We start from the raw sequence: 18718 nt of genomic DNA, 5'->3' as shown, positions 1-18718 counted from the left end.
ACCGAGTATAGCCCCGGGCCCGCAACTTCACTCCACCGTCACGTGCACCCGCTGCACCACATTGTTGCCCATCCCTTGCAGGTTCCAGTTCTGCTCCAGCGGCTGGCTGGCACCTGTGATGTCCGTCGCGCGGCAGGAAAGGACATGCTCGCCGGGGTTGGCGACCCAGGGCAGGCTCCACCTCCGCCACGCGTAGCCACCCGCCGGCTTGTCCAAATGGGCGGGCAGCCAAGTGCCATCGATTCCGACGTCGACGGCGGTCACGGCACCTTCCCCCGACCACGCCCTGCCCACCAGCAGGACTGGACCCGCGCGGAGGAACCGCTGCCGGGTGAAGAAGTCCGGCACGCCCGGCGGGACCATCAGCGAACGCACCCTGATCCGCGAAACCGGCGTGCCGGCGTCGTCCGCGGAGTCCTGGTAGCGGTAGGCGACCTCCTGCTGGAAGCCGGCGAAGGGCGTCTTTACCACCTCGATGGACTCCAGCCACTTCACGCTGGCCATCCCGTACCAGCCCGGGACCACCAGCCGCAGGGGGTAGCCGTGCTGCGGCGGCAGGTCGGTGCCGTTCATTTGGTAGGCGAGGACGACGTCGGGACGCAGCGCCTCGCGGATCGGCAGGCTTCGTGCGTAGCGCTGGGGGACGCCGCCCTGTACCCCGGCGTCGGCCCCGGTGAAGACCACCTCTACCGCGTCCGGGAGCACCCCCGCTTTGCCAAGGAGGTAGGCAAGCGGAACGCCGGTCCAGTGCGCCGTACCCACCGCCTCCAGGACCCATGGCTGGCTCAGCGGCCGCGGCTCAAGCAGCGACCGGCCGTTTCCCGCGCACTCGAGCGTCACGGGAACGGTGATGGCCGGGTCCCTGCGGAGCGCTGCCATGCTGAGTTCCAGGGCCCGTTCCACTGCCCCGCTGATCCGCAGATGCCAGGACGAACCGTCGAGGTCCGGGATGTCGAAGTGCGTCAGCACGTAGTGGAGCCCGGGCGGGGTGACGTCGCGGCGGAGTGCCTCCAGCGGCATGGAATGGTTCCGTGCGGCGAGCTGCAGTTCCTCCCGGGTGAGCGGACCGGACGTGGGCTGCGCGGCGGTGGCAGGAGCCGGCGCCGGCCCCTGCCGGGTTGACTGCTGATTGCTGTATTTCATGGCGGTGCGATTCTGCTTGGCGGACTGACAACGCCCCCGGCACCAACAGGTCTACGCCGGGCCACCACGCCCGTCAACGGGTTTGAGCCGGCTAAAGCACCGGCCGGGTCAGGAACTCCGCAAGCGTGATGGGGTCCTGCCCGGTGAGGCCGTGGACGTCAGGCGAAAGCCCTGCCATTTCACCCGCTGCCATGGCCGTGTAGGTGCTGACCCAGGCGTCCAGCTGCCACTGCGGAGCGCCGTAGGAGGCCCGGGACGCGTAGGCTTCCTCCACCGTCTCCGGCTGGTAGCGCACGGTCCGCCCGGTCCCTGCGCTCAGTATCTCAGCGGCCTGCGCCATGGACAGTTCCTCCGGGCCGGTCAGGTTGTACGTCATGCCCTTGTGGATGGCGGGATCGCGCAGCACCGCGTATGCGGAGCGGGCAATGTCCTCCCGCGCCACCCCAGAAAACACGCCGTCACCAGCAGGTCCGCGGATCACGCCGTCGTCCCCGGTCATCAGCGGCAGGAAGTCCAGGTAGAAGTTGTCGCGCAGGAAGGTGTAGGCCATCCCGGACGCCTTGATCCGCTCCTCCGTGGCGTAATGGTCCCTGGCCAGGGTGAAGATGGCATCCGGCGCGGCCCCATAAAAGGACGTGTACACCACGTGCTCCACCCCGGCCTCGGCGGCGGCGTCCACGAATGCATAGTGCTGCTGTAGCCTGTCCTCGGCCTCCGCGGCGGACACCATGAACAGGACTTTCGCCCCCTCAAGGGCGTGCCGGGAGGCGGCGCCGTCCCCGTAGGAACACACCACCGCGTGCGCGCCGTCCAGCTGCGGGGCCCGCGCGGCGTCGCGCACCAGCAGGCGCTGGGCGAAACCGGACGCGGCAAGCTGCCGCGCCACCATTCCGCCCAAGCCTCCGGTGGAGCCGGTGACCGCGAGGTCCGGCAGTTCCGACGGGGACGCCACTTACGCTTCCCGCGTGGCCGGCGACTTGGTCTGTGCCGGGTCCCGTTCGGCGAGGCCGCCAATGGCGTCGTCGATCCGCTTGAGGACCTCCGCCTCCAGCTTCACGCCGGCGGCGCCTACGCTGTCGGCAATCTGTTCGGGCCGGGATGCACCCACAATGGCGGACGCGACGTTGGGGTTCTGCAGCACCCACGCCACGGCCAGCTGAGGCATGGACAGCCCTGCCTCCTGGGCAATCGGCTTCAGTTCCTGCACGCCGGCCAGGACGTCGTCGCGCATCCAGCGCTGGATCATCTTGGCGCCACCCTTTTCATCCGTGGCGCGGCTGCCTTCGGGAGCGGGCTGGCCGGGCAGGTACTTGCCGCTGAGGACACCCTGCGCCATGGGGGACCAGACGATCTGGGACACACCCAGCTCTTCCGACGCCGGGACCACCTCGGCTTCGATCACGCGCCACAGCATGGAGTACTGCGGCTGGTTGGAGATGAGCTGGAAGCCCAGTTCCTTGGACAGCTTGTGGCCCTCTCGGAGCTGCTCCGCGGTCCACTCGCTCACGCCGATGTACAGCGCCTTGCCCTGCCGGACGATGTCAGCGAACGCCTGCATGGTCTCTTCCAGCGGCGTTTCGAAGTCGTAGCGGTGTGCCTGGTAAAGGTCCACGTAGTCGGTCTGCAGCCTGCGCAGGGACCCGTTGATGGATTCCATGATGTGTTTGCGGGACAGGCCAAGATCGTTCTTGCCCTTGGGGCCCGTGGGGCCGAAGACTTTGGTGAAGATTTCCAGGGACTCGCGGCGCTCATCCTTCAGGGCCTGGCCCAGGACGGTCTCCGCGGCCGTGTTCGCGTAGACGTCTGCTGTATCGAAGGTGCTGATGCCGGCGTCGAGGGCCGCGCGCACGCACTGGGTGGCGACATCGTTCTCCACCTGCGAGCCGTGCGTCAGCCAGTTGCCGAACGTGATTTCCGAGACTTTGAAGCCGCTGTTTCCGAGGTATCTGAATTCCATGTGTTCACGCTAACGCAGATGGTTGCTCAGGGTAAGGGCTTAGCCGTTCTCCTTGGCCTGTTCCTTGAGCACCTGCTGCGGGCCGGCGAGCGACACAAGGGACCCGGTATCCAGCGGCGGCACCGGGTGCAGCGGCTGCGGCTTCTTGAATGACCGCGGCATTTCATGCGGCGGTCGGTGGTTGTGCAGGGCGGACTCCACCAGCGGGGCCACTTCGGAGACCTTGTCCGCAGGTACGGCCGGGTCCGGTAGATCCCGGACCGACAGCTTGATTTCAGGCCGTTCCGCACGTGCCCTGGCTTGGGCGCGCTTATCCGCCTCGGCAACGGCGGAGGCCCAGTCTTCCGCGAGGACCGCGGGTTCAGGGCGTGCGGCGGCAAGCTTGGGATGGCGTACGACGGCGGTGCGGAGCGACTCCTTCACCCGGTCCGGTTTCAGCGCGGCGGCCCGTTCCCGGAGCGGCTTGCGGGGCTGAGTGCGGCCGGTTTCCCCGTTGGCGAAACGCCCTTCGCCGGTCCTGCCCGGAACGCGGCCGAACAGGGCCATCAGCACGAGGGCGGCCAGCCGGCCAAGGCCCGCGAGAACCAGGGTGATGACCCCCAGCAGGAAGAGGACTCCGAACATCATCAGGGCCACGCCCACAGTGCCAAGGAAGGTCAGGTTGAGGACGAGAGTGTCCGGGTGGTCCACGTCATCTCTCCTCTCTGCCTGCATCCTGGGCCTGCGTCCGGGTAACAAATGCCGGACCCGCAAGCTCCTTCTCCACCATACGGATTTTTGGCCGGACGTGCCGCCGTCCACAGCATCATGGCCGGGGTTGTAGCGAACCTGTTACCGGATGTGACAGCATCGCCGGGTGACCGACCCAATTGATTCCTTAAACTGCATGTGTCTGTCCGGGGAGCCGTACAACGAGTGCTGCGGCCGGTTCCATTCGGGCCGCGCCCAAGCGGCCACCGCGGAGCAGCTGATGCGGTCACGGTACAGCGCATTTGTCCGGCTGGATGAGGATTACCTGCTGCGCACCCACCATCCCTCCACTGCGCCGGCGAGCCTTGACCTGGATCCGGCCATGGAGTGGCGCCGCCTGGACATCGTGGCCACCGGCAAGGGAGGCCCATTCGATACCGAGGGCACTGTGGAGTTCAAGGCGTATTACCGGCACGGCAAGGAACGGGGCGTCCTGCACGAGAACAGCAGGTTCGTCCGCGAGGGCGGCCGGTGGTTCTACGTGGACGGCGACATCCTCGCCTGACTACTCTTCGTCGTCGTAAAACTCGCTGTCCGGGGTGAAGCCGGCGCGGTCAACCTTGCGGTGGAAGCGCATGCCGGCCAGGCCGCCGAGGATGGCCCCGATGAGGGCCACCGCTGCCACCACGACCGCGGCGATGATGCTGGTGGTGGTGAGCTGTCCTTCGTTGATGGGGATGCGGGGGAAGCTGTTCAGGTTGGCCAAAACGTTGAACTGCTGCCCTGCCACCAGCCCCAGGATCGCTACTACGATGGCCGCGATCAACGCCCACACCCACACCATGAGCCCCTGCTTGGCGCCGTTAAAGCGCGCCATCCGGCCGGCAACGTAGCCGCCGCTGTAGTAGGAAAGGAACAGGATCACCAGGAGGACGATGATGCCCACCAGTCCAACCGTGCCGCTGTTCTGCGCGGCCTGGTTCACCGCCTGGTTGACGTCCGTGTTGTTGGCGAGCCCCACCGCGGTCCCGGCGGCGGCCACAAGCGCAGTCAGCAGCACAGCCATGCCGGTGGCGGTCAGCCAGCCAAAGAACGCCGAACCCACCTTGATGCCGCCGAACCGCTCCCTCTGGCGGGCGACGGCGGTTTCCCTGTCCGCGAGGCCGGCGTCCACCACGGGGGTGGCAGTGGTGGGGGCGGGCTGGTACTCCCGCTCCGCCTTGGGCGGGGTCGCGTCGTAGTCGCGTTCGGCGCTGAGGTCCCTGGCGCGCTCCCGGTCAGAGAGGCGCTCCCGGTCCACTGAACGGGCAGTTGCCCCGTCCCGGGCCGGTGCTCCTTCCCGGGCAGGCGCCTGGTCAAACGAGCGCGTGGCCGTGTCGTCCGCGGCTGCGTCGCGGTAGCTTCCGCTGCGGGTGGTTTCGTCCTCCCGGGCGCGGCGGGGAGGCAGGTTCTCTGGGTCCGTTGAGCTGCTCATGCCTCAACTCAACCACCCGCCCCACCTGATAGCAAGCGTGCTTACTATTTTGTGACCTGCGGTTTTACCGGTATTTCCGGTGCAGGTCCTGCTTTTTTGACGGGCCCGGCGACGCGTCGGCAATCCACGGGCCGGTGCCTTCCGACTGGTCCAGGACTCCCGCCTCAAGCCAGGTGTAGTCGCCGGCCAGGACCTTGCGCGTCAGCTCCCGGTCGGCGTCGTCCGTGTTCCGCCACAGCTGGTCGAAGTACTCGTCAACGCGCACCTTGGCCTGCTCGCAGTAGGCGTCGGCCAGCTCATAGGCGCCGGCGGCCTTGTCAGGGGAGGTCTTGAGGAGCATCTCGGCGCGGGAACAGCAGGCCGTCATGGCGAAGAGTTCAGCGCCGATGTCCACCACGCGGCCCAGGAATGCCTGCTTCCGCTCCAGCTTGGCCTGCCACCGCCCCATGCCGTAGAAGGTTTGCCGCGCCAGCCGCCGCGACGAGCGTTCCACGAAGCGGAGGTGCTTGGCCAGCCTGCCGAACTCGCTGTAGGAGCGGGGGTCCATGCCGGCGCCGGCCACCAGCTTGGGCAGCCATTTGGCATAGAAGCTGGAAGCCCCGACGGCGGCCTTCGCTTTGTCGGCAAGGCTCGCATCCAGGGACGCAAGGTCGCCCGCGGCCGCCAGGTGCGCATCCACCGCTTCCCGGGCGATCAGCAGCCGCATGATTTCGGAAGAGCCTTCGAAAATCCTGTTGATACGCAGGTCCCGCAACTGCTGCTCGGCCGGCACCGCACGTTCGCCGCGCGCAGCGAGCGACTCCGCGGTCTCAAAGCCCCGCCCGCCACGGATCTGGACCAGCTCATCCGCGATGGTGCAGCTGATCTCCGTGGCCCACAGCTTTGCAAGCGCCGCTTCGATCCGCACGTCCTTCTGTCCGGCATCCGCGAGCTCGGCCGAGAGTTCAAAGACCGCGTCCAGGGCAAAGGCCGAGGCCGCGATGAAAGCGATCTTCTTGCCTACGGCTTCGTGTTCGCCCACGGGCCGGCCCCACTGCGTGCGGGCGTTGGACCATTCGCGGGCAATCTTCAGGCTCCACCGCCCGGAGGCCACACAGAGGGCGGGCAGCGCCAGACGGCCGGTATTAAGCGTAGTGAGCGCGATCTTCAGGCCCTGCCCTTCGCGGCCCAATCGATTGGTGGCCGGCACCCGCACCTGGTGGAAGCGGGTCACCCCGTTCTCGATGCCGCGCAGGCCCATGAACGCGTTGCGGTTTTCCACCGTGATGCCCGGCGAGTCCATTTCCACTACGAACGCGCTGATGCCGCCCTTGTGCCTGGTGCCGTCCGGGTCGGTGTGCGCCGGCACCACCGCCATCACCACCACCAGTTCAGCGATCACCCCGTTGGTGGTCCAAAGTTTCACGCCGTCCAAAAGGTACGCGTCGCCGTCGTCCGTTGGCGTTGCGGTGCTGCCCAGGCGGGCGGGATCGCTGCCCACGTCCGGTTCGGTGAGGAGGAACGCGGTGACGGCGCCGGCGGCACAGCGCGGCAGGTACTCGCGCTTCTGTTCCGGCGTACCAAAGACTTTTACCGGCTCCGGCACGCCAATGGACTGGTGGGCAGAGATGAGGGCGCCCAGGCTGGGGTGCACGCTGCCCAGCAGGGCAAGGGCGCGGCCGTAGTACACCAGCGAGAGCCCAAGCCCGCCGTATTCCTCCGGGATCTTCATGCCAAAGACGCCCAGATCCGCCAGGCCCTTGATGTAGTCGTCGGGAATCTTCGCTTCCCGCTCAATGACGCGGCCGGACATCGTTTTGGCGAATTCCGTGAGGCGGCCCATGAACTCCTCGCCCCGTTCCACGGACGCAGGGTCAGCGGCGGGCCAGGGGTGGACCAGATCCAGGTCGAAGCTGCCAAGGTAGAGGCCCTTGGCGAAGCTTGGACGGTCCCAGCCGGATTCACGGGCGGCTTCGGCGACGGCCCGTGCATCTTCAGCGGTGGCCCCGGCGCCGATCTTGCCGGTCGGGACGGGTGTCTCATCAGCCGGGGCGTCCTTGGCCTGGCTGTCAGTGGCGGAGGTCATGGGTCATCTCCTTGGCCGGATGGCCGGTGTAGCCATGGATCCGCCGGGGTTGGAGAACCCTTCAGCTGTCCCTCAAGATTACCCGCGGGTAGGTTCCGGTACTAGGGGACGTTTGGCCCTGGAAATCTCCCGGAAGCTCGACGGCGGAAGCGCGGTGGACCAGCTTGTCCCACCCTGCATTAATCCCGTGGACCAATGCCATGAGCGTATTGATAACCACCATCCAGGTGAGCTTGCCCGCGCCCAGCACCACCAGGGCGATCAGTCCTGCGGTGAGCACGAATGCGGCCAGAATTGCGCCAAACACCAGTGTCCCGATGAAGACCAAAGTGGCTGTTTCCACGGAGCTTAGATCGAACTGCATGAATCCCCCTGCTGCGACGTTGCTTTGCGAAAGACTGCTGTGGCGAGAACCAGTAGCAGAAGCGTAGGGGGACGGGTGCGCGCCCAGCCAGAGCCGGTGGGGCCTATGTGACTCTTGATACGGGATTGAAACACTACCGGCAGGTAGGTCACGGAGCGGTAGCGGCGGCCTGCGTTAACCTTGTAGTTGGCAGTTTTCCGGTCCGTTCTGTTCGGAGCGCCCTGCCCAGACCCCGAACAACTACCAGCCAACAGCCCAAGGAGAGTGTGTGCCCCGCTCCGCCAGGTCATCTGCTGACGCCATCAGCGCCCGGCTCCGGGACCTCGAACTCCTCACAAAGGGACCTGCCTGGGCCCTGACGCGCTCGGCCCCGTGGGTGATCGCGGTACTGCAGGCTTCCTTCACCCGCACACGTCCGCAGGTGCCGCTCGAGGAATTCCATGCCGACGTCGACACCTTCCTTGAGGAGCTCCGGCGCCAGGATCCCGGCCTGGGAGGAGGTGCCAATGGCAAGGCTTTTGGCGATGAGTGGACCCGGCGGCAGTTCCTGACGCGCCGGAACCAGTCCGGCCAGATCGTTTACGAGGCCACCGAGCCTGCCGCCCGTGTGCTCGCCTTCCTCGACAGCCTCTCCAGTGAACGGTCCACTTTGAACGGTTCCCGCCTGGGCACCCTGCTGGGGGACGTGGAAAAGCTCGCCAACGAAACCAACCCGGACCAAAGCGCCCGCCTCGAAGCCTTGGAAGAGGAGATCGAAGAGCGGCAGCAGCTGATCCAGGACATCAGCACCGGCGAGTTCGACGGCCTGCTCGACGACGACGAAGCCCTGGAAGCCGCCGGGAACATTCTGGACCTCGCTGCCAGCCTGCCGGCGGACTACAAGAAGATGCGCGACCGGATCGAGGAACTGGTGGGCGAGCTCCGCAACCAGATCATCGAGGAGTCATTGACCAAGGGCGCCACCATGGCCCAGGTCCTTGAAGCCGACAAGCGGCTGCGCCAGAGCCCCGAGGGCAGGACGTTCCGGTCCTTCACCGCGTTCCTAGAGGACCCGCAGCAGCAGCTTCGCTTCCGCTCCGCAATCGGCGAGGTCCTGAGCCGGCAGTTCGCGGACGACCTCTCACCCGAGGACCGGGAGACCCTGAAGAGCCTGGTGGCCGAGCTCCGCCAGCAGCATAGCCAGATCCAGCGCATCTACGGCAAGCTCAGCGAAAGCCTCAACACGTACGTGCAGAGCGACGACTTCCGCCAGTCGGTCCGGCTGCGGCAGGTCCTGCGCGAAGCCGAGCAGGCCATCCGCTCCCTCCCGTACGAGCGGGAACGCCCCGGCCTTGTTCCGGGGCCGGTCCTGTACAACGCCGGGTTCGAGTCCCTGTCCATGGTCAAGCTCTTCGACCCGGACGAGTTCGCGGCGCCGCCCCGCCTGGCGGACCCCATCGCCTTCACCGACTCGGACCGGGTGCGCTCGCCGCGGACGGGCAAGGCCAAACCGGCGGTGGTCCGGGCGGCCATGGCAGGAGCTGCCACGCTCGCCGATGCCTGGCAGCAGCTGCCGCCCGGGGAGCAGCACATCAATTCCATCCGGGCCCTGTTGTCCGAAGCCCTGCACGCCGGGGCTGACTTTGACCGCGGCGCCTGGGACGGCCTGGACTTCGAACAGATAGACGGCTCCACCCGCAGGGCCTACCTGCCGGTGGTCACGCTCGCAAAGGATTCAGATGACTGAGGTTTCACACGACAACGGGCTCGATGAGGCGGAGGACATCCAGCCAGACGCCGAGCAGGTGCCGGCGGCCGAGCGCCCGTTTACCGTTTCCCCGCGCGACACCTTCGTCGACGGCGCTGCGCTGTTCCCCGGCGACACCGGCGTCCTGTCCATGAAGGTGCGCCAGGCCCTGGTGAAGCTGCTCAAGGGACCGTACATCGACGGCGGCCGGGACGAGAAGCTGTGGACGGTGCTCCTGGACAACCAGGTGATCCTGCGCAGCCGCCTCTCCGAGCTGTTCCTGACCCTGCAGCTGGACCACGAGCGGAAAATCGCGGTTCTTCGCCCCGTTGATCCGGAGGTGATCGGCGGCAGCACCCGGTCCAGCATCCTGCGCCAGCAGCGCGCCCTGAGCCGGGTGGAAACCATCGTGCTGCTCCGCCTGCGCCTGCTGCTGGACCGGCACGTCACCGCCCAGACAGACCCCACGATCACCCGCGAGGAAATCACGGACCTTGTGGCGCACTACCAGCCCGCCGGTCAGCAGGACGCCCTCCGCGACTCCGACGTGGTGACCCGCGCCATCACCAAGCTCCTGGCCCGCCAACTCCTGCTCCCCACGGGCCTGGACGACGTGTACACCATCTCGAACGCCCTGCCCCTGGCCTTGCCGTTCGAAAACATCGGCGACATCCCGGCCCATATCGAAGCCCTGGTAGCCGCCTCGGCCGACCCCACTGGCACAGAAGCGATGCTCGACCTTGAGCCAGATCCTGCGGTTGAGCCTGCCGAAACCGGGGACGACAACGACGACACGGAGGACGCCAAGTGAGCATCGCGAGCATGCTTCCGTTGGGGGATGTCACGAACCCCGGCCAGATGCGCCTTGCGTTGGTGCAGGTGGTCAACTGGGGGACGTTCCATGGGGCCCACACGATGCACGTGGACCGGAACGGGACGCTGCTGACGGGTAATTCGGGCGTGGGTAAGTCCACGCTGTTCGATGCGATGCTGCGGGTTTTCGATGCGCGGCCGCGGTCGAATGAGGCGGCAGCGCAGCGGTCGGGCGGTGCCGTGGAGGACAAGCGGACCACGTTCACGTACATGCGCGGCAAGGTGGGCGACAAGGCCGTGGGCGAGGGGTCGGCGAGTGCCTTCCAGCGCCCCGGTGCCACATGGTCCGCCGTCGCGCTGACGTTCGATAACGCTGCCGGCACGCGGGTGACGGTGTCGGCGCTGTTCGACCTGCCCAAGAACGGCACGGAATCGAGCGTGGGCCGGTTCTACCTGGTGGACAACGTGCCCCTGGACCTGGAGGCGCTGGAGGGCATCGCCGACAAGCGGTTCACCAAGGGTGCGCTGGAGGCGATCTTCCCGCACGCCCAGGTTTTCGACGTGCACAAGGCGTTCGCAGAGCGGTTCCGCCGGCTGCTGGGCATCAACTCGGACCAGGCCCTGCCCCTCCTGCGCGTGATCCAGGCCGGCAAGGGCTTGGGCGGCAGCGTCAACACGTTCTTCCGCGACCAGGTCCTGGACGCGCCCGCAACATTGGCCGCCGCGGATGATGTGGTGGAGGAGTTCAGCAACCTGATGTCCATCCGCCAGCGGCTGGAGGACGTCCGGCAGCAGCGCGACCAGCTGGCGCCGGTGCCGGGGCTGAACCGGGAGTACGCGCAGTCGCTGCTGGACGCGAACCGGCTTCGGGAGCTGGTGGGCGAGGAATTCGAGGCCTACAGGCAGCAGCTCGCCGTCACGGTCCACCAGAAGACCCTGCTCCGCTTCCGCGAGCTCGCCCAGGCGAAAGCCAAGGAACTGGGCGCCGAGCGTACGGTCCGGGACGGACTGGCCAAGGAACTGCGGCAGCTGGAAACCGACTACAACAACCAGGGCGGCAACGCGATCTCGGCGATCGAGCAGTCGCTGGAGAACGCCCGGGTGGGGCTGAAGCTCCGCCAACAGGTGGAGGAGGCGGCCCAGCAGGCACTGGCCGACGCCGGGCTGCAGCTTGAGTGGAGCGCATCCGGCTGGGAGCAGGCCCACGAGCAGGCGGCCGCCCGGTCCGCCGAGCTGAAGGATGATTCGCAGGCCCTGCAGGAACTGCGGTTTGAGGCGTTCGATGCGCACGCCGGCCGGAAACGTGAGCTGGCGGCAGCCGAGCAGGAGCTCGTCTCGCTGAAGACGCGCAAGTCCCTGCTGCCGCCGTCGAGCATTGAAAACCGCGCCGCCATTGCCGCCGCAACAGGCATCCCCGAGGACCGCATGCCGTTCGCCGGCGAGCTCATGGACCTCGCTGAAGGTGAGGAACGGTGGCGCCCCGCGGCCGAGCGCGCGCTCCGCAGCCTGGCCACCACCCTGCTGGTGCCGGGTGAGCACTTCGGCGCCGTGACCCGCTACCTCAACGACCACAATGTGCGCGGCGCCTTGCGTGCAGTGGATGTCTCCAAGCCGCTCGCCGGCGGCGCGCTGGCCGTGGAGGACGCGCGCGACGGCGACCTGCTCAACAAGCTGGACATCCTCGCCTCGGGCACGGCTGCCGAAGCCGGCGAATGGGTGCGCGAACGCATCGCGCTGGACTTCGCTTTCCCCTGCGTGGAGGACCCCGACGAGCTGGCGGCGCTGGACAAGGGCCTGAGCCTGGGCGGGGTGGTCAAGCGCAACCGGCACACGGTGGAGAAGGACGACCGCTTCACCAGCCGCCAGGACTACGTCCTCGGCTTCGACAACGCCGCCAAGCTGGAACTCGTGGCAGCCCAGGTGGAGGACCTTCGGCAGGAAGTGGCCAAGGCCGCCGAGCTGGCGCAGAGCCGCGAGGACTCACACCAGGGCATGAGCCGGCAGCTCGATGCGCTGCGACGGATCGCCGAAGACGACCGCCCCTGGGAACAGGTCTCCGCTGCGGTTGCGGCCGACGAGCTCGCCCGGATCGAGCAGCGGCTCAAGGACGCCCTCGCCGCGCAGGCGGACCTGGAGCCACTCCGCGCCACCATCGAGGAGGTCCGGCAGAAGCACCAGTCCAGCACCGAGTCCGCTGCTGTGCTGCAGAGCGAATACAAGGCACTCGACCGCCAGCTGACGGCTGCGGACACCCTGCTGGAAGCTGCACGCGACCGCCTTGCCCAGGCGCCGCCGTCGGACGCCACCGTCAAGGCCCTGGAACCGTACTTCGCGGAATTCGGCGACGTCACCGAGATGCACGAGCTGGACAACCTGGCCAACCGGGTCCGGACCGCCCTGCTGGGTGAGCTGCACACCGCGGAGTCCCGCGGACAGGCGACGGCCGAGCGGCTCACCCGCATTTTCGAAGGCTTCGTGCGCGAGTGGGGCAGTGCCATTTCGGCGGACCATGGCACCAGCATCGGCGCCGCCAGCGAATTCGAGGCCCGTTACCACGCGATCGTGAACGACGGGCTGCCCGCGCAGGAGGCGGAGTTCCGGCAGTTCTTCAACCAGCGCACGCACGAGTCCTTCAGCACCCTGCTGCACCTGCTGGACGAGGAACGCCGCTCCATCACCAGCCGCATCCTGCCCCTGAACGGCATCCTGTCGCAGGTGAACTTCCACGAGGGCAGCTACCTGGAACTGGACATCAAGCAGACGCTGCCGCCCACGGCCAAGCAGTTCAAGGACGCCATCCAGAACGCCTTGAAGGCGCGTCATACCCGCCCTGCAAAGTCGGAAGCTGGCCGTGCAGAGGGTTCCGGCCCGGAGAGGGACGACGACGGCGAGCTCACCGCCCGCTACAAGACCCTGGAAACCCTGGTCAAGAGGCTCGGCTCGCAGGCGCCCGAGGACCGTCGGTGGCGCGCCGAGGTGCTCGATGTCCGCGGGCACCTGTTCATCCAGTGCAAGGAGCACCGGGAGGTCACCGGCCCGGCCGCCGGAAAGAAGGGCGGCGTCAGGAAGACCGAGGTGTTCATGCACGCCGACACAGGATCCATGTCCGGCGGCGAGCGGCAGCGGTTTACGGCCTTCATCATGGCCGCGGCCCTCAGCTACCAGCTGGGCATCGCGGAGCAGGGCTTCACCACCTACGGCACGGTGATGATGGACGAGGCGTTCGTCCTCGCCTCGGAGGAGTTCGCAGGCGCCGGGATCAAGGCCCTGCACGAATTCGGGTTCCAGCTGCTGCTGGCTGCGCCTGAAAACGTGATCGACCTGTCCCGGCACCTGGGCTCGGTCACGGAGATCCTCCGCGACCGCCGCACCAACCGCTCGGGCATCCTCACCGCGCCGGTGATCCGGCCCCGTCCGGGGGAGGAAGGGGCCTGGCGGTCCGAGGCGAACCCGGTGGACATCGTCCTGCGTTAGCTGCTGCCGGCGCCCGTACTTTATAACAAATCAATGGATATTATCGTTCGGGTGCTGTTGAACGGTGCTGTCCTGGTGCCATCCTGTGGGCGTTAACCACTTGCCTTCATGAAAGGCAGCGCAAATGCGCCCAGCACATCGCGCCTCCACCTTCATGGCGCTCGCCGCGGCTGGGGCCCTCGGCCTCACGGGCTGTGCGGACGGCACGGCCGGCGGCGGAGGTGCCTCGACGGGGTCTGCCGCCGGGACGAGTGCAGCAGGTCCGCCTGCATCAATCATTCCCGCCGCCACCTCGTCTCCCGCTCCCGCCGGGCCGGTGATCTTCACATTCGCAGACGGCCGCCTGTCCTTTGCGCGGCCGGAGGGCTGGGACGTGAAGCATGAACAGGTATCGGCGTCCCCGGCAGTGGAAATCGCGACGGTCTCCGATGCCGGCGGCAAGGAGCAGGTGGCCATCTACTACAGCCAGGTGGGTGACGTCACGGCCGGCAACGTCTCCAGGTTCGTACTCGATACTGACCCGGTGCCGGGGTTGATCGGGGCTGCTGTTCCCACGCCCAGTTCATCGTTCTTTGTTGATCACGCTTTCGGCACTGCCACTTACCACATGGGGCTAACGGCGGGACCGCCGGTGTCGCCGGACGGCAAGGTGCAATATGGCCTCGTGATGCTCGGCGACCGCATCCTGACCGCAGATGTGTTGTTCGCCGGTGCCCCGTTCCCTGACGATGAGGCGGCAAAAGCCTGGTACTGGAGCGGCGAAGGCCAAATGCTGAAGGCCCTGCTGATGAGTTTCTCCTACCGGTGAGCGGCAAGCGGGGAAGCCCTCCCCCTCCCAAGCGTGGGGGAGGGCTCCCATATGACTGCCTACTTGCCCGGCACTCCTATTTCGACTGGACGCGGGCCAGGAACTGCGCGGTGCGGTCCTGCAGGCCCCGGATCTGGCGTTCCACGACGACGGCCGGGTCCGGATTGATCTCGTTGGCCGGCGGTTCCTTGCGGACATTGCCGCAGCACAGGAATTCGGCGCAGATCAGCGTTCCCACGGTGTTGCCGTCACGACCCGACTGGCCGGCGCGCTTGGCGACCCAGAGGAGCACATCCTCCTTTGAGAACACGTCGCGGCAGAGCTCGCACAACACGGAGCGCTTCTTCCGGGCCCCTCCTTCAGGCGCCCGGAGCATGATTCCGGTGAGGCCTTTGGGTCCGGGAACCACCAGGTAGCCGCGCAGCGGCATCTTCTCATCGCGCCAGCCCAGGAACTCCAGGCTGTCCCAGGCGAGGGAGTCAAAGTTCTTGGGCAGCGTGAGCTTTGCAGCTTCCGAGCGGCTGGCGTTGACGAAGGATGAGCGGATCTGTTGAGGCGTGACTGATTGCATGGCTGAACTTTCGTAAAGGGTGGGCGGCCCGGAGCCGGGCCAGGGGTAACGGGGGAGTCAGTCAGTCTCCGCGGTGCAGGCCAAAGCGGCCACCCCGCTTTCCACGGCAGCGGCGGTCCAAGTGACCATCTGCGTGCGCATTGTTCCCGTTGTCCTGTTCCTGTTCAGCATCCCGGTGTCTCTGCCGCCGGTCCGGCAAGGACATCCTGCCAGTTCAGTGGCTTCCTGTCCAAGGACCTGCGCTGGTTTGTGCTCTCCATCACCTTCCCTGCATTAGGCAATGAAAGTGTTGCGTAATAGCCATTTAGATAGGTTAGCCTTACTTAAGTTTTCGTCAGCCTGATTCAAGGAGTCCCGTGACCAGCCCCTCATTCCCCGGCCCCGCACCCACCCGCCGGACGCTCTTCTCTTCCGCCGGCAAGGCTGCGGCGGTGTTAGCCGCCGCAGCCTTCACGCTTTCCGCCTGCAGCACGGGGCCAACCTCCTCAGTTGCGGATGCAGGCAACGCAACCAGCAGCACCGCATTCCCGGTCACCATCAAGCACGTCTACGGCGAGACCACCATCGAGAAGCAGCCCACCCGCGTTGCCACTGTCTCCTGGGTGAACGACGACGTCGCCATCGCCCTGGGTGTTGTCCCGGTGGGCGTTCCAAAAAATGACTGGGGCGGCAACTCCCAGGGCTCGACACCCTGGAAGGACGCGGCCCTCGAAAAGCTGGGCGCCGGCTTCGGCTCGGACAAGGCGCCGGTCCAGTACTCGGAGGCCGACGGCATCAACTTCACTGAGATCGCCAAGCTCAGCCCCGACGTCATCCTCGCCGCCTACTCCGGTCTCACCGAAGAGGACTACAAGAAACTCAGCGGGATTGCCCCCGTGGTGGCCCATCCGGACGTGGCCTATGGAACCTCCTGGCAGGACGCAACCACCATTATCGGCAAGGCACTGGGGAAGGACACCGAGGCTGCCAAGCTCGTCGCCGACACCGAGGCCACTGTCAAGGACAAGGTCTCCGAGTTCCCGCAGCTCCAGGGCAAGAGCTTCATTTACGGAAACCTGGAACCCGCCAAGGGTGATGGCGTCAACGTCTACACCGCCAACGACAACCGCCCCCGCTTCCTCACGGAAATCGGCATGACCCTGGCCCCGGTGGTTGCGGACAAGTCCCAAGGCTCCAAGGAGTTCTACATTCCGTGGTCGGCTGAGAAGGCGAACGAACTCAAGTCGGACATCTTCGTCACCTGGGTTCCCGACGCGTCCACCGCGGACGCCATCAAGGCCGACCCGCTGCTCGGCCAGATTCCTGCCATCAAAAATGGCGCCCTGGTGGCCGATTCGGACAACACCCTCACCCTGTCCATTTCGGCTTCGTCGCCGCTGAGCCTGCCCTGGTCGCTGGATGCGTTCCTGCCACGGCTGGCGGCAGCCGCAGATGCCGTGAAGTAGGGGAATTCCCATGAGTACGACGACGGCGCGCGCCGAAGGGGGAGCGGGAACCCGGGTGCCGGCCCGGGTATCCAGTGGTTCCCTCCGCGGTGATCTTTCGAGAGGGAAACGGACCGCCTGGCTGGGTGCCGCCGTCGTCGTGCTGGTGCTGCTGGCCGGCACATCGCTGGCCGTGGGTGCCCGTGACGTTCCGCTCGGCAGCGTATGGCGTGCCCTCACCGCATTCGACCCCGCCAATGGTGACCATGCCGTGGTCCACGCCCGCATTCCGCGGACTGTCCTGGGCCTGCTGGCCGGCGGCGCGCTGGGCCTGGCCGGGGCCGCGATGCAGGGCGTGGCCCGCAATCCGCTGGCCGACCCCGGCATCATCGGCGTCAATGCCGGCGCCGCCCTGGCAGTGGTCACCGGCATCTACCTCTTTGGTGTCACCACCTTCTCCGGCTACATCTGGTTCGCCTTTCTCGGGGCCTCCGCAGCCGCCGTCGTGGTGTACCTCATCGCCTCATTGGGGAGGGACGGTGCCACACCCGTGAAACTCGCGTTGGCGGGTGCGGCACTCAGCGCCGGGCTGTCCTCGCTCATGAACGTCATCCTGGTCTCCAGCCAGGACACCCTGGACAGGTTCCGCTTCTGGCAAGTGGGCGGCATCGCGGGCCGGGACTGGTCCGTCCTCCTGCCTGGCCTGCCTTTCCTGGCCGCCGGTGCGCTCATCGTGCTGTTGGCCGGGCGCAGCCTCAACAGCCTGGCCCTGGGGGACGATGTGGCCCGCGGACTGGGGCAGCGGGTTGGCCTGTCCCGTGCCGTAACCGCCCTGGGAATCGTCCTGCTGTGCGGCACGGCAACAGCGCTGGCGGGGCCCATCGGGTTCGTGGGTCTGGTAGTGCCCCACGCGGTACGGTTCCTCACCGGCCCGGATTACCGCTGGATCCTGCCCTTCTCCCTGGTCGCCGCCCCCGTGCTGCTCCTGGGCGCGGACGTCATCGGCCGGGTGGTGCTGCTGCCGGGCGAAGTCCCGGCCGGGATCATGACGGCCCTGGTCGGTGCCCCGGTGTTCGTGTGGCTGATCCGCCGCGGGAAAGGAGCCGGGCTGTGAGCCTCACCAAACCCCGCGAGATGGCACTTAACGGCAGTCCTGCGCGCAGACATTGGGGTTATCTGCCATCTCGCGGAGGAAACCGGACCGCGATCCTGGCCGCCGGGGTGATGCTGATGTTTTTCGCATCGGTCCTGCTGGGCAGCTACACGGTGACCATTCCGGATGTCTTCACCATCGTCACCAACCACCTGACCGGCGGACCGAGGATGCCAGGCGCCAGCTTCATCGTGATGGAGAGCAAGCTGCCCCGGGCCGTGATCGGCACCCTGATCGGGATTGCCTTCGGCCTGGCGGGCGCTCTCTTCCAGACCATGCTGCGCAACCCCCTGGCCAGCCCGGATGTCATCGGCATCAGCTCCGGCGCCAGTGCCGCCGCCGTGGTTGCCATCGTCGTATTTGGGGCAGCCGGCGCCGCGGTGTCCGGGGCGGCGCTGGCGGGGGCCCTGGCCGTTGCTGCCCTGATTCACGCAATCTCGAACGGCGGGAAGCGCCGCGGAACCGGTCGGGGCAGCGCTGCGGGAAACCGGCTGGTGCTGGCCGGGGTGGGCATCGCCGCTGCCCTGCAGGCTGTGGTCAGCTTCCTGATGACCCGCGCCGACATCCGCACCGCCGCCGACGCCCTCGTATGGCTCAACGGATCCCTGAACTCCGCCAACTGGGAACGCGCAGGCATCCTGATCCTCGCGCTCGCGGCGCTGGTCCCCGCCGTCGCGCTCATCGCCGGGCCGCTGCGAATCCTTGAGCTCGGTGACGACGCCGCTGCGGGCCTCGGCGTCCGGGTGAACACAGCGCGGCTGGTCTTGGTGTTCGTTGCGGTGTCACTGGCAGCAGTGGCGACGGCGGCAGCCGGGCCGGTCTCATTCGTCGCCTTCCTGGCGGGGCCCATCGCCCGCCGCTTGACCGGGAAAGCCAGCCTGCCGGCGTCGGCCCTTGTGGGTGCACTGATTGTCCTGGCCGCGGACTACTTCGCTGCCAACCTGGCGCCCCTGCTGCTGGACGGCACCGTCCTGCCGGTGGGCGTCATTACCGGTGCGCTCGGCGCCCCGTTCCTGCTGTGGCTCCTGGTCACGGCCAACCGAAAGGATGCCTGAC

At 67.2% G+C, this 18718-nt stretch carries 16 protein-coding genes; 8 read left to right on the top strand and 8 right to left on the bottom strand.

Annotated elements, in window-relative coordinates:
• Positions 1–27: 27 nt before the first annotated feature.
• The 4 genes from LFT49_RS20190 to LFT49_RS20175 all read right to left on the bottom strand — a co-directional run bounded on the left by LFT49_RS20190 (position 28) and on the right by LFT49_RS20175 (position 3790).
• Positions 28–1143 (bottom strand): sulfite oxidase, encoded by a 1116-nt coding sequence (locus tag LFT49_RS20190; RefSeq protein WP_237429223.1) that lies wholly within the window; start codon positions 1141–1143, stop codon positions 28–30.
• Between the two features lie 91 nt (positions 1144–1234).
• Positions 1235–2032: an SDR family oxidoreductase gene (locus tag LFT49_RS20185; RefSeq protein ID WP_442863740.1), complete on the bottom strand. Its 798-nt coding sequence runs from the start codon at positions 2030–2032 to the stop codon at positions 1235–1237.
• Positions 2033–2095: 63 nt separating this feature from the next.
• The gene (locus LFT49_RS20180) at positions 2096–3100 is read right to left on the bottom strand and encodes an aldo/keto reductase family protein (protein WP_236820790.1); all 1005 of its coding nucleotides are present in this window, start codon (positions 3098–3100) and stop codon (positions 2096–2098) included.
• Between the two features lie 39 nt (positions 3101–3139).
• Positions 3140–3790, bottom strand: coding sequence for a hypothetical protein (locus LFT49_RS20175; protein ID WP_236800210.1), 651 nt, complete (start codon positions 3788–3790; stop codon positions 3140–3142).
• Positions 3791–3986: 196 nt separating this feature from the next.
• On the opposite strand from LFT49_RS20175, the gene LFT49_RS20170 reads away from it, so the two are divergent.
• Positions 3987–4355 carry a YchJ family protein gene (locus LFT49_RS20170; RefSeq protein WP_237430565.1) on the top strand — a complete coding sequence of 123 codons (369 nt, stop codon included), beginning with the start codon at positions 3987–3989 and terminating at the stop codon, positions 4353–4355.
• Here LFT49_RS20170 and LFT49_RS20165 read toward each other — a convergent pair whose 3' ends face one another.
• The 3 genes from LFT49_RS20165 to LFT49_RS20155 all read right to left on the bottom strand — a co-directional run bounded on the left by LFT49_RS20165 (position 4356) and on the right by LFT49_RS20155 (position 7693).
• A complete protein-coding gene (locus tag LFT49_RS20165; protein ID WP_236820788.1) occupies positions 4356–5264 on the bottom strand; it encodes a TIGR04086 family membrane protein in 909 nt (302 codons plus the stop codon).
• 64 nt (positions 5265–5328) lie between these two features.
• Entirely contained in the window at positions 5329–7329 is a 2001-nt protein-coding gene (locus LFT49_RS20160) for an acyl-CoA dehydrogenase family protein (RefSeq protein ID WP_237429221.1), read from the bottom strand.
• Positions 7330–7390: 61 nt separating this feature from the next.
• Positions 7391–7693 (bottom strand): hypothetical protein, encoded by a 303-nt coding sequence (locus tag LFT49_RS20155; RefSeq protein WP_237429220.1) that lies wholly within the window; start codon positions 7691–7693, stop codon positions 7391–7393.
• Between the two features lie 268 nt (positions 7694–7961).
• Here LFT49_RS20155 and LFT49_RS20150 point away from each other — a divergent pair, with 268 nt between their 5' ends.
• From LFT49_RS20150 to LFT49_RS20135, 4 genes are all read left to right on the top strand, one after another.
• Positions 7962–9419, top strand: coding sequence for a DUF3375 family protein (locus LFT49_RS20150; protein ID WP_237429219.1), 1458 nt, complete (start codon positions 7962–7964; stop codon positions 9417–9419).
• Complete coding sequence (locus tag LFT49_RS20145; RefSeq protein ID WP_236800204.1) at positions 9412–10230, top strand: DUF4194 domain-containing protein; 819 nt, start codon at positions 9412–9414, stop codon at positions 10228–10230. Before LFT49_RS20150 ends, LFT49_RS20145 begins: the two co-directional genes overlap by 8 nt.
• On the top strand, positions 10227–13706 hold the full coding sequence (locus tag LFT49_RS20140; protein WP_237429218.1) for an ATP-binding protein: 3480 nt from the start codon (positions 10227–10229) through the stop codon (positions 13704–13706). Before LFT49_RS20145 ends, LFT49_RS20140 begins: the two co-directional genes overlap by 4 nt.
• 124 nt (positions 13707–13830) lie before the next feature.
• Positions 13831–14514: a hypothetical protein gene (locus LFT49_RS20135; protein WP_237429217.1), complete on the top strand. Its 684-nt coding sequence runs from the start codon at positions 13831–13833 to the stop codon at positions 14512–14514.
• Between the two features lie 76 nt (positions 14515–14590).
• On the opposite strand, the gene LFT49_RS20130 is transcribed toward LFT49_RS20135, so the two are convergent.
• Positions 14591–15085 (bottom strand): FBP domain-containing protein, encoded by a 495-nt coding sequence (locus tag LFT49_RS20130; RefSeq protein WP_237429216.1) that lies wholly within the window; start codon positions 15083–15085, stop codon positions 14591–14593.
• Positions 15086–15441: 356 nt separating this feature from the next.
• On the opposite strand from LFT49_RS20130, the gene LFT49_RS20125 reads away from it, so the two are divergent.
• The 3 genes from LFT49_RS20125 to LFT49_RS20115 are packed head-to-tail and all read left to right on the top strand — an operon-like array spanning position 15442 to position 18717.
• Entirely contained in the window at positions 15442–16530 is a 1089-nt protein-coding gene (locus tag LFT49_RS20125; protein ID WP_237429215.1) for an iron-siderophore ABC transporter substrate-binding protein, read from the top strand.
• Positions 16531–16540: 10 nt separating this feature from the next.
• Positions 16541–17623 carry a FecCD family ABC transporter permease gene (locus LFT49_RS20120; RefSeq protein WP_237429214.1) on the top strand — a complete coding sequence of 361 codons (1083 nt, stop codon included), beginning with the start codon at positions 16541–16543 and terminating at the stop codon, positions 17621–17623.
• A gap of 20 nt (positions 17624–17643) precedes the next feature.
• The gene (locus LFT49_RS20115) at positions 17644–18717 is read left to right on the top strand and encodes a FecCD family ABC transporter permease (protein WP_237430564.1); all 1074 of its coding nucleotides are present in this window, start codon (positions 17644–17646) and stop codon (positions 18715–18717) included.
• Position 18718 lies beyond the last annotated feature (1 nt).

The sequence above is a fragment of the Arthrobacter sp. FW306-06-A genome (assembly GCF_021870055.1).
In the GTDB taxonomy this organism is placed as follows: domain Bacteria; phylum Actinomycetota; class Actinomycetes; order Actinomycetales; family Micrococcaceae; genus Arthrobacter.
The sequence above is the reverse complement of the archived record's forward strand: the minus strand, read 5'-3'. Positions and strand labels throughout refer to the sequence as shown.

Coding starts and splice junctions, on each gene's coding strand:
- LFT49_RS20165 (WP_236820788.1), bottom strand. CDS start 5,264: ATGAGCAGCTCAACGGACCCAGAGAACCTGCCTCCCCGCCGCGCCCGG.
- LFT49_RS20120 (WP_237429214.1), top strand. CDS start 16,541: ATGAGTACGACGACGGCGCGCGCCGAAGGGGGAGCGGGAACCCGGGTG.
- LFT49_RS20155 (WP_237429220.1), bottom strand. CDS start 7,693: ATGCAGTTCGATCTAAGCTCCGTGGAAACAGCCACTTTGGTCTTCATC.
- LFT49_RS20145 (WP_236800204.1), top strand. CDS start 9,412: ATGACTGAGGTTTCACACGACAACGGGCTCGATGAGGCGGAGGACATC.
- LFT49_RS20185 (WP_442863740.1), bottom strand. CDS start 2,032: ATGGTGGCGCGGCAGCTTGCCGCGTCCGGTTTCGCCCAGCGCCTGCTG.
- LFT49_RS20170 (WP_237430565.1), top strand. CDS start 3,987: ATGTGTCTGTCCGGGGAGCCGTACAACGAGTGCTGCGGCCGGTTCCAT.
- LFT49_RS20160 (WP_237429221.1), bottom strand. CDS start 7,329: ATGACCTCCGCCACTGACAGCCAGGCCAAGGACGCCCCGGCTGATGAG.
- LFT49_RS20130 (WP_237429216.1), bottom strand. CDS start 15,085: ATGCAATCAGTCACGCCTCAACAGATCCGCTCATCCTTCGTCAACGCC.
- LFT49_RS20135 (WP_237429217.1), top strand. CDS start 13,831: ATGCGCCCAGCACATCGCGCCTCCACCTTCATGGCGCTCGCCGCGGCT.
- LFT49_RS20115 (WP_237430564.1), top strand. CDS start 17,644: ATGGCACTTAACGGCAGTCCTGCGCGCAGACATTGGGGTTATCTGCCA.
- LFT49_RS20190 (WP_237429223.1), bottom strand. CDS start 1,143: ATGAAATACAGCAATCAGCAGTCAACCCGGCAGGGGCCGGCGCCGGCT.
- LFT49_RS20180 (WP_236820790.1), bottom strand. CDS start 3,100: ATGGAATTCAGATACCTCGGAAACAGCGGCTTCAAAGTCTCGGAAATC.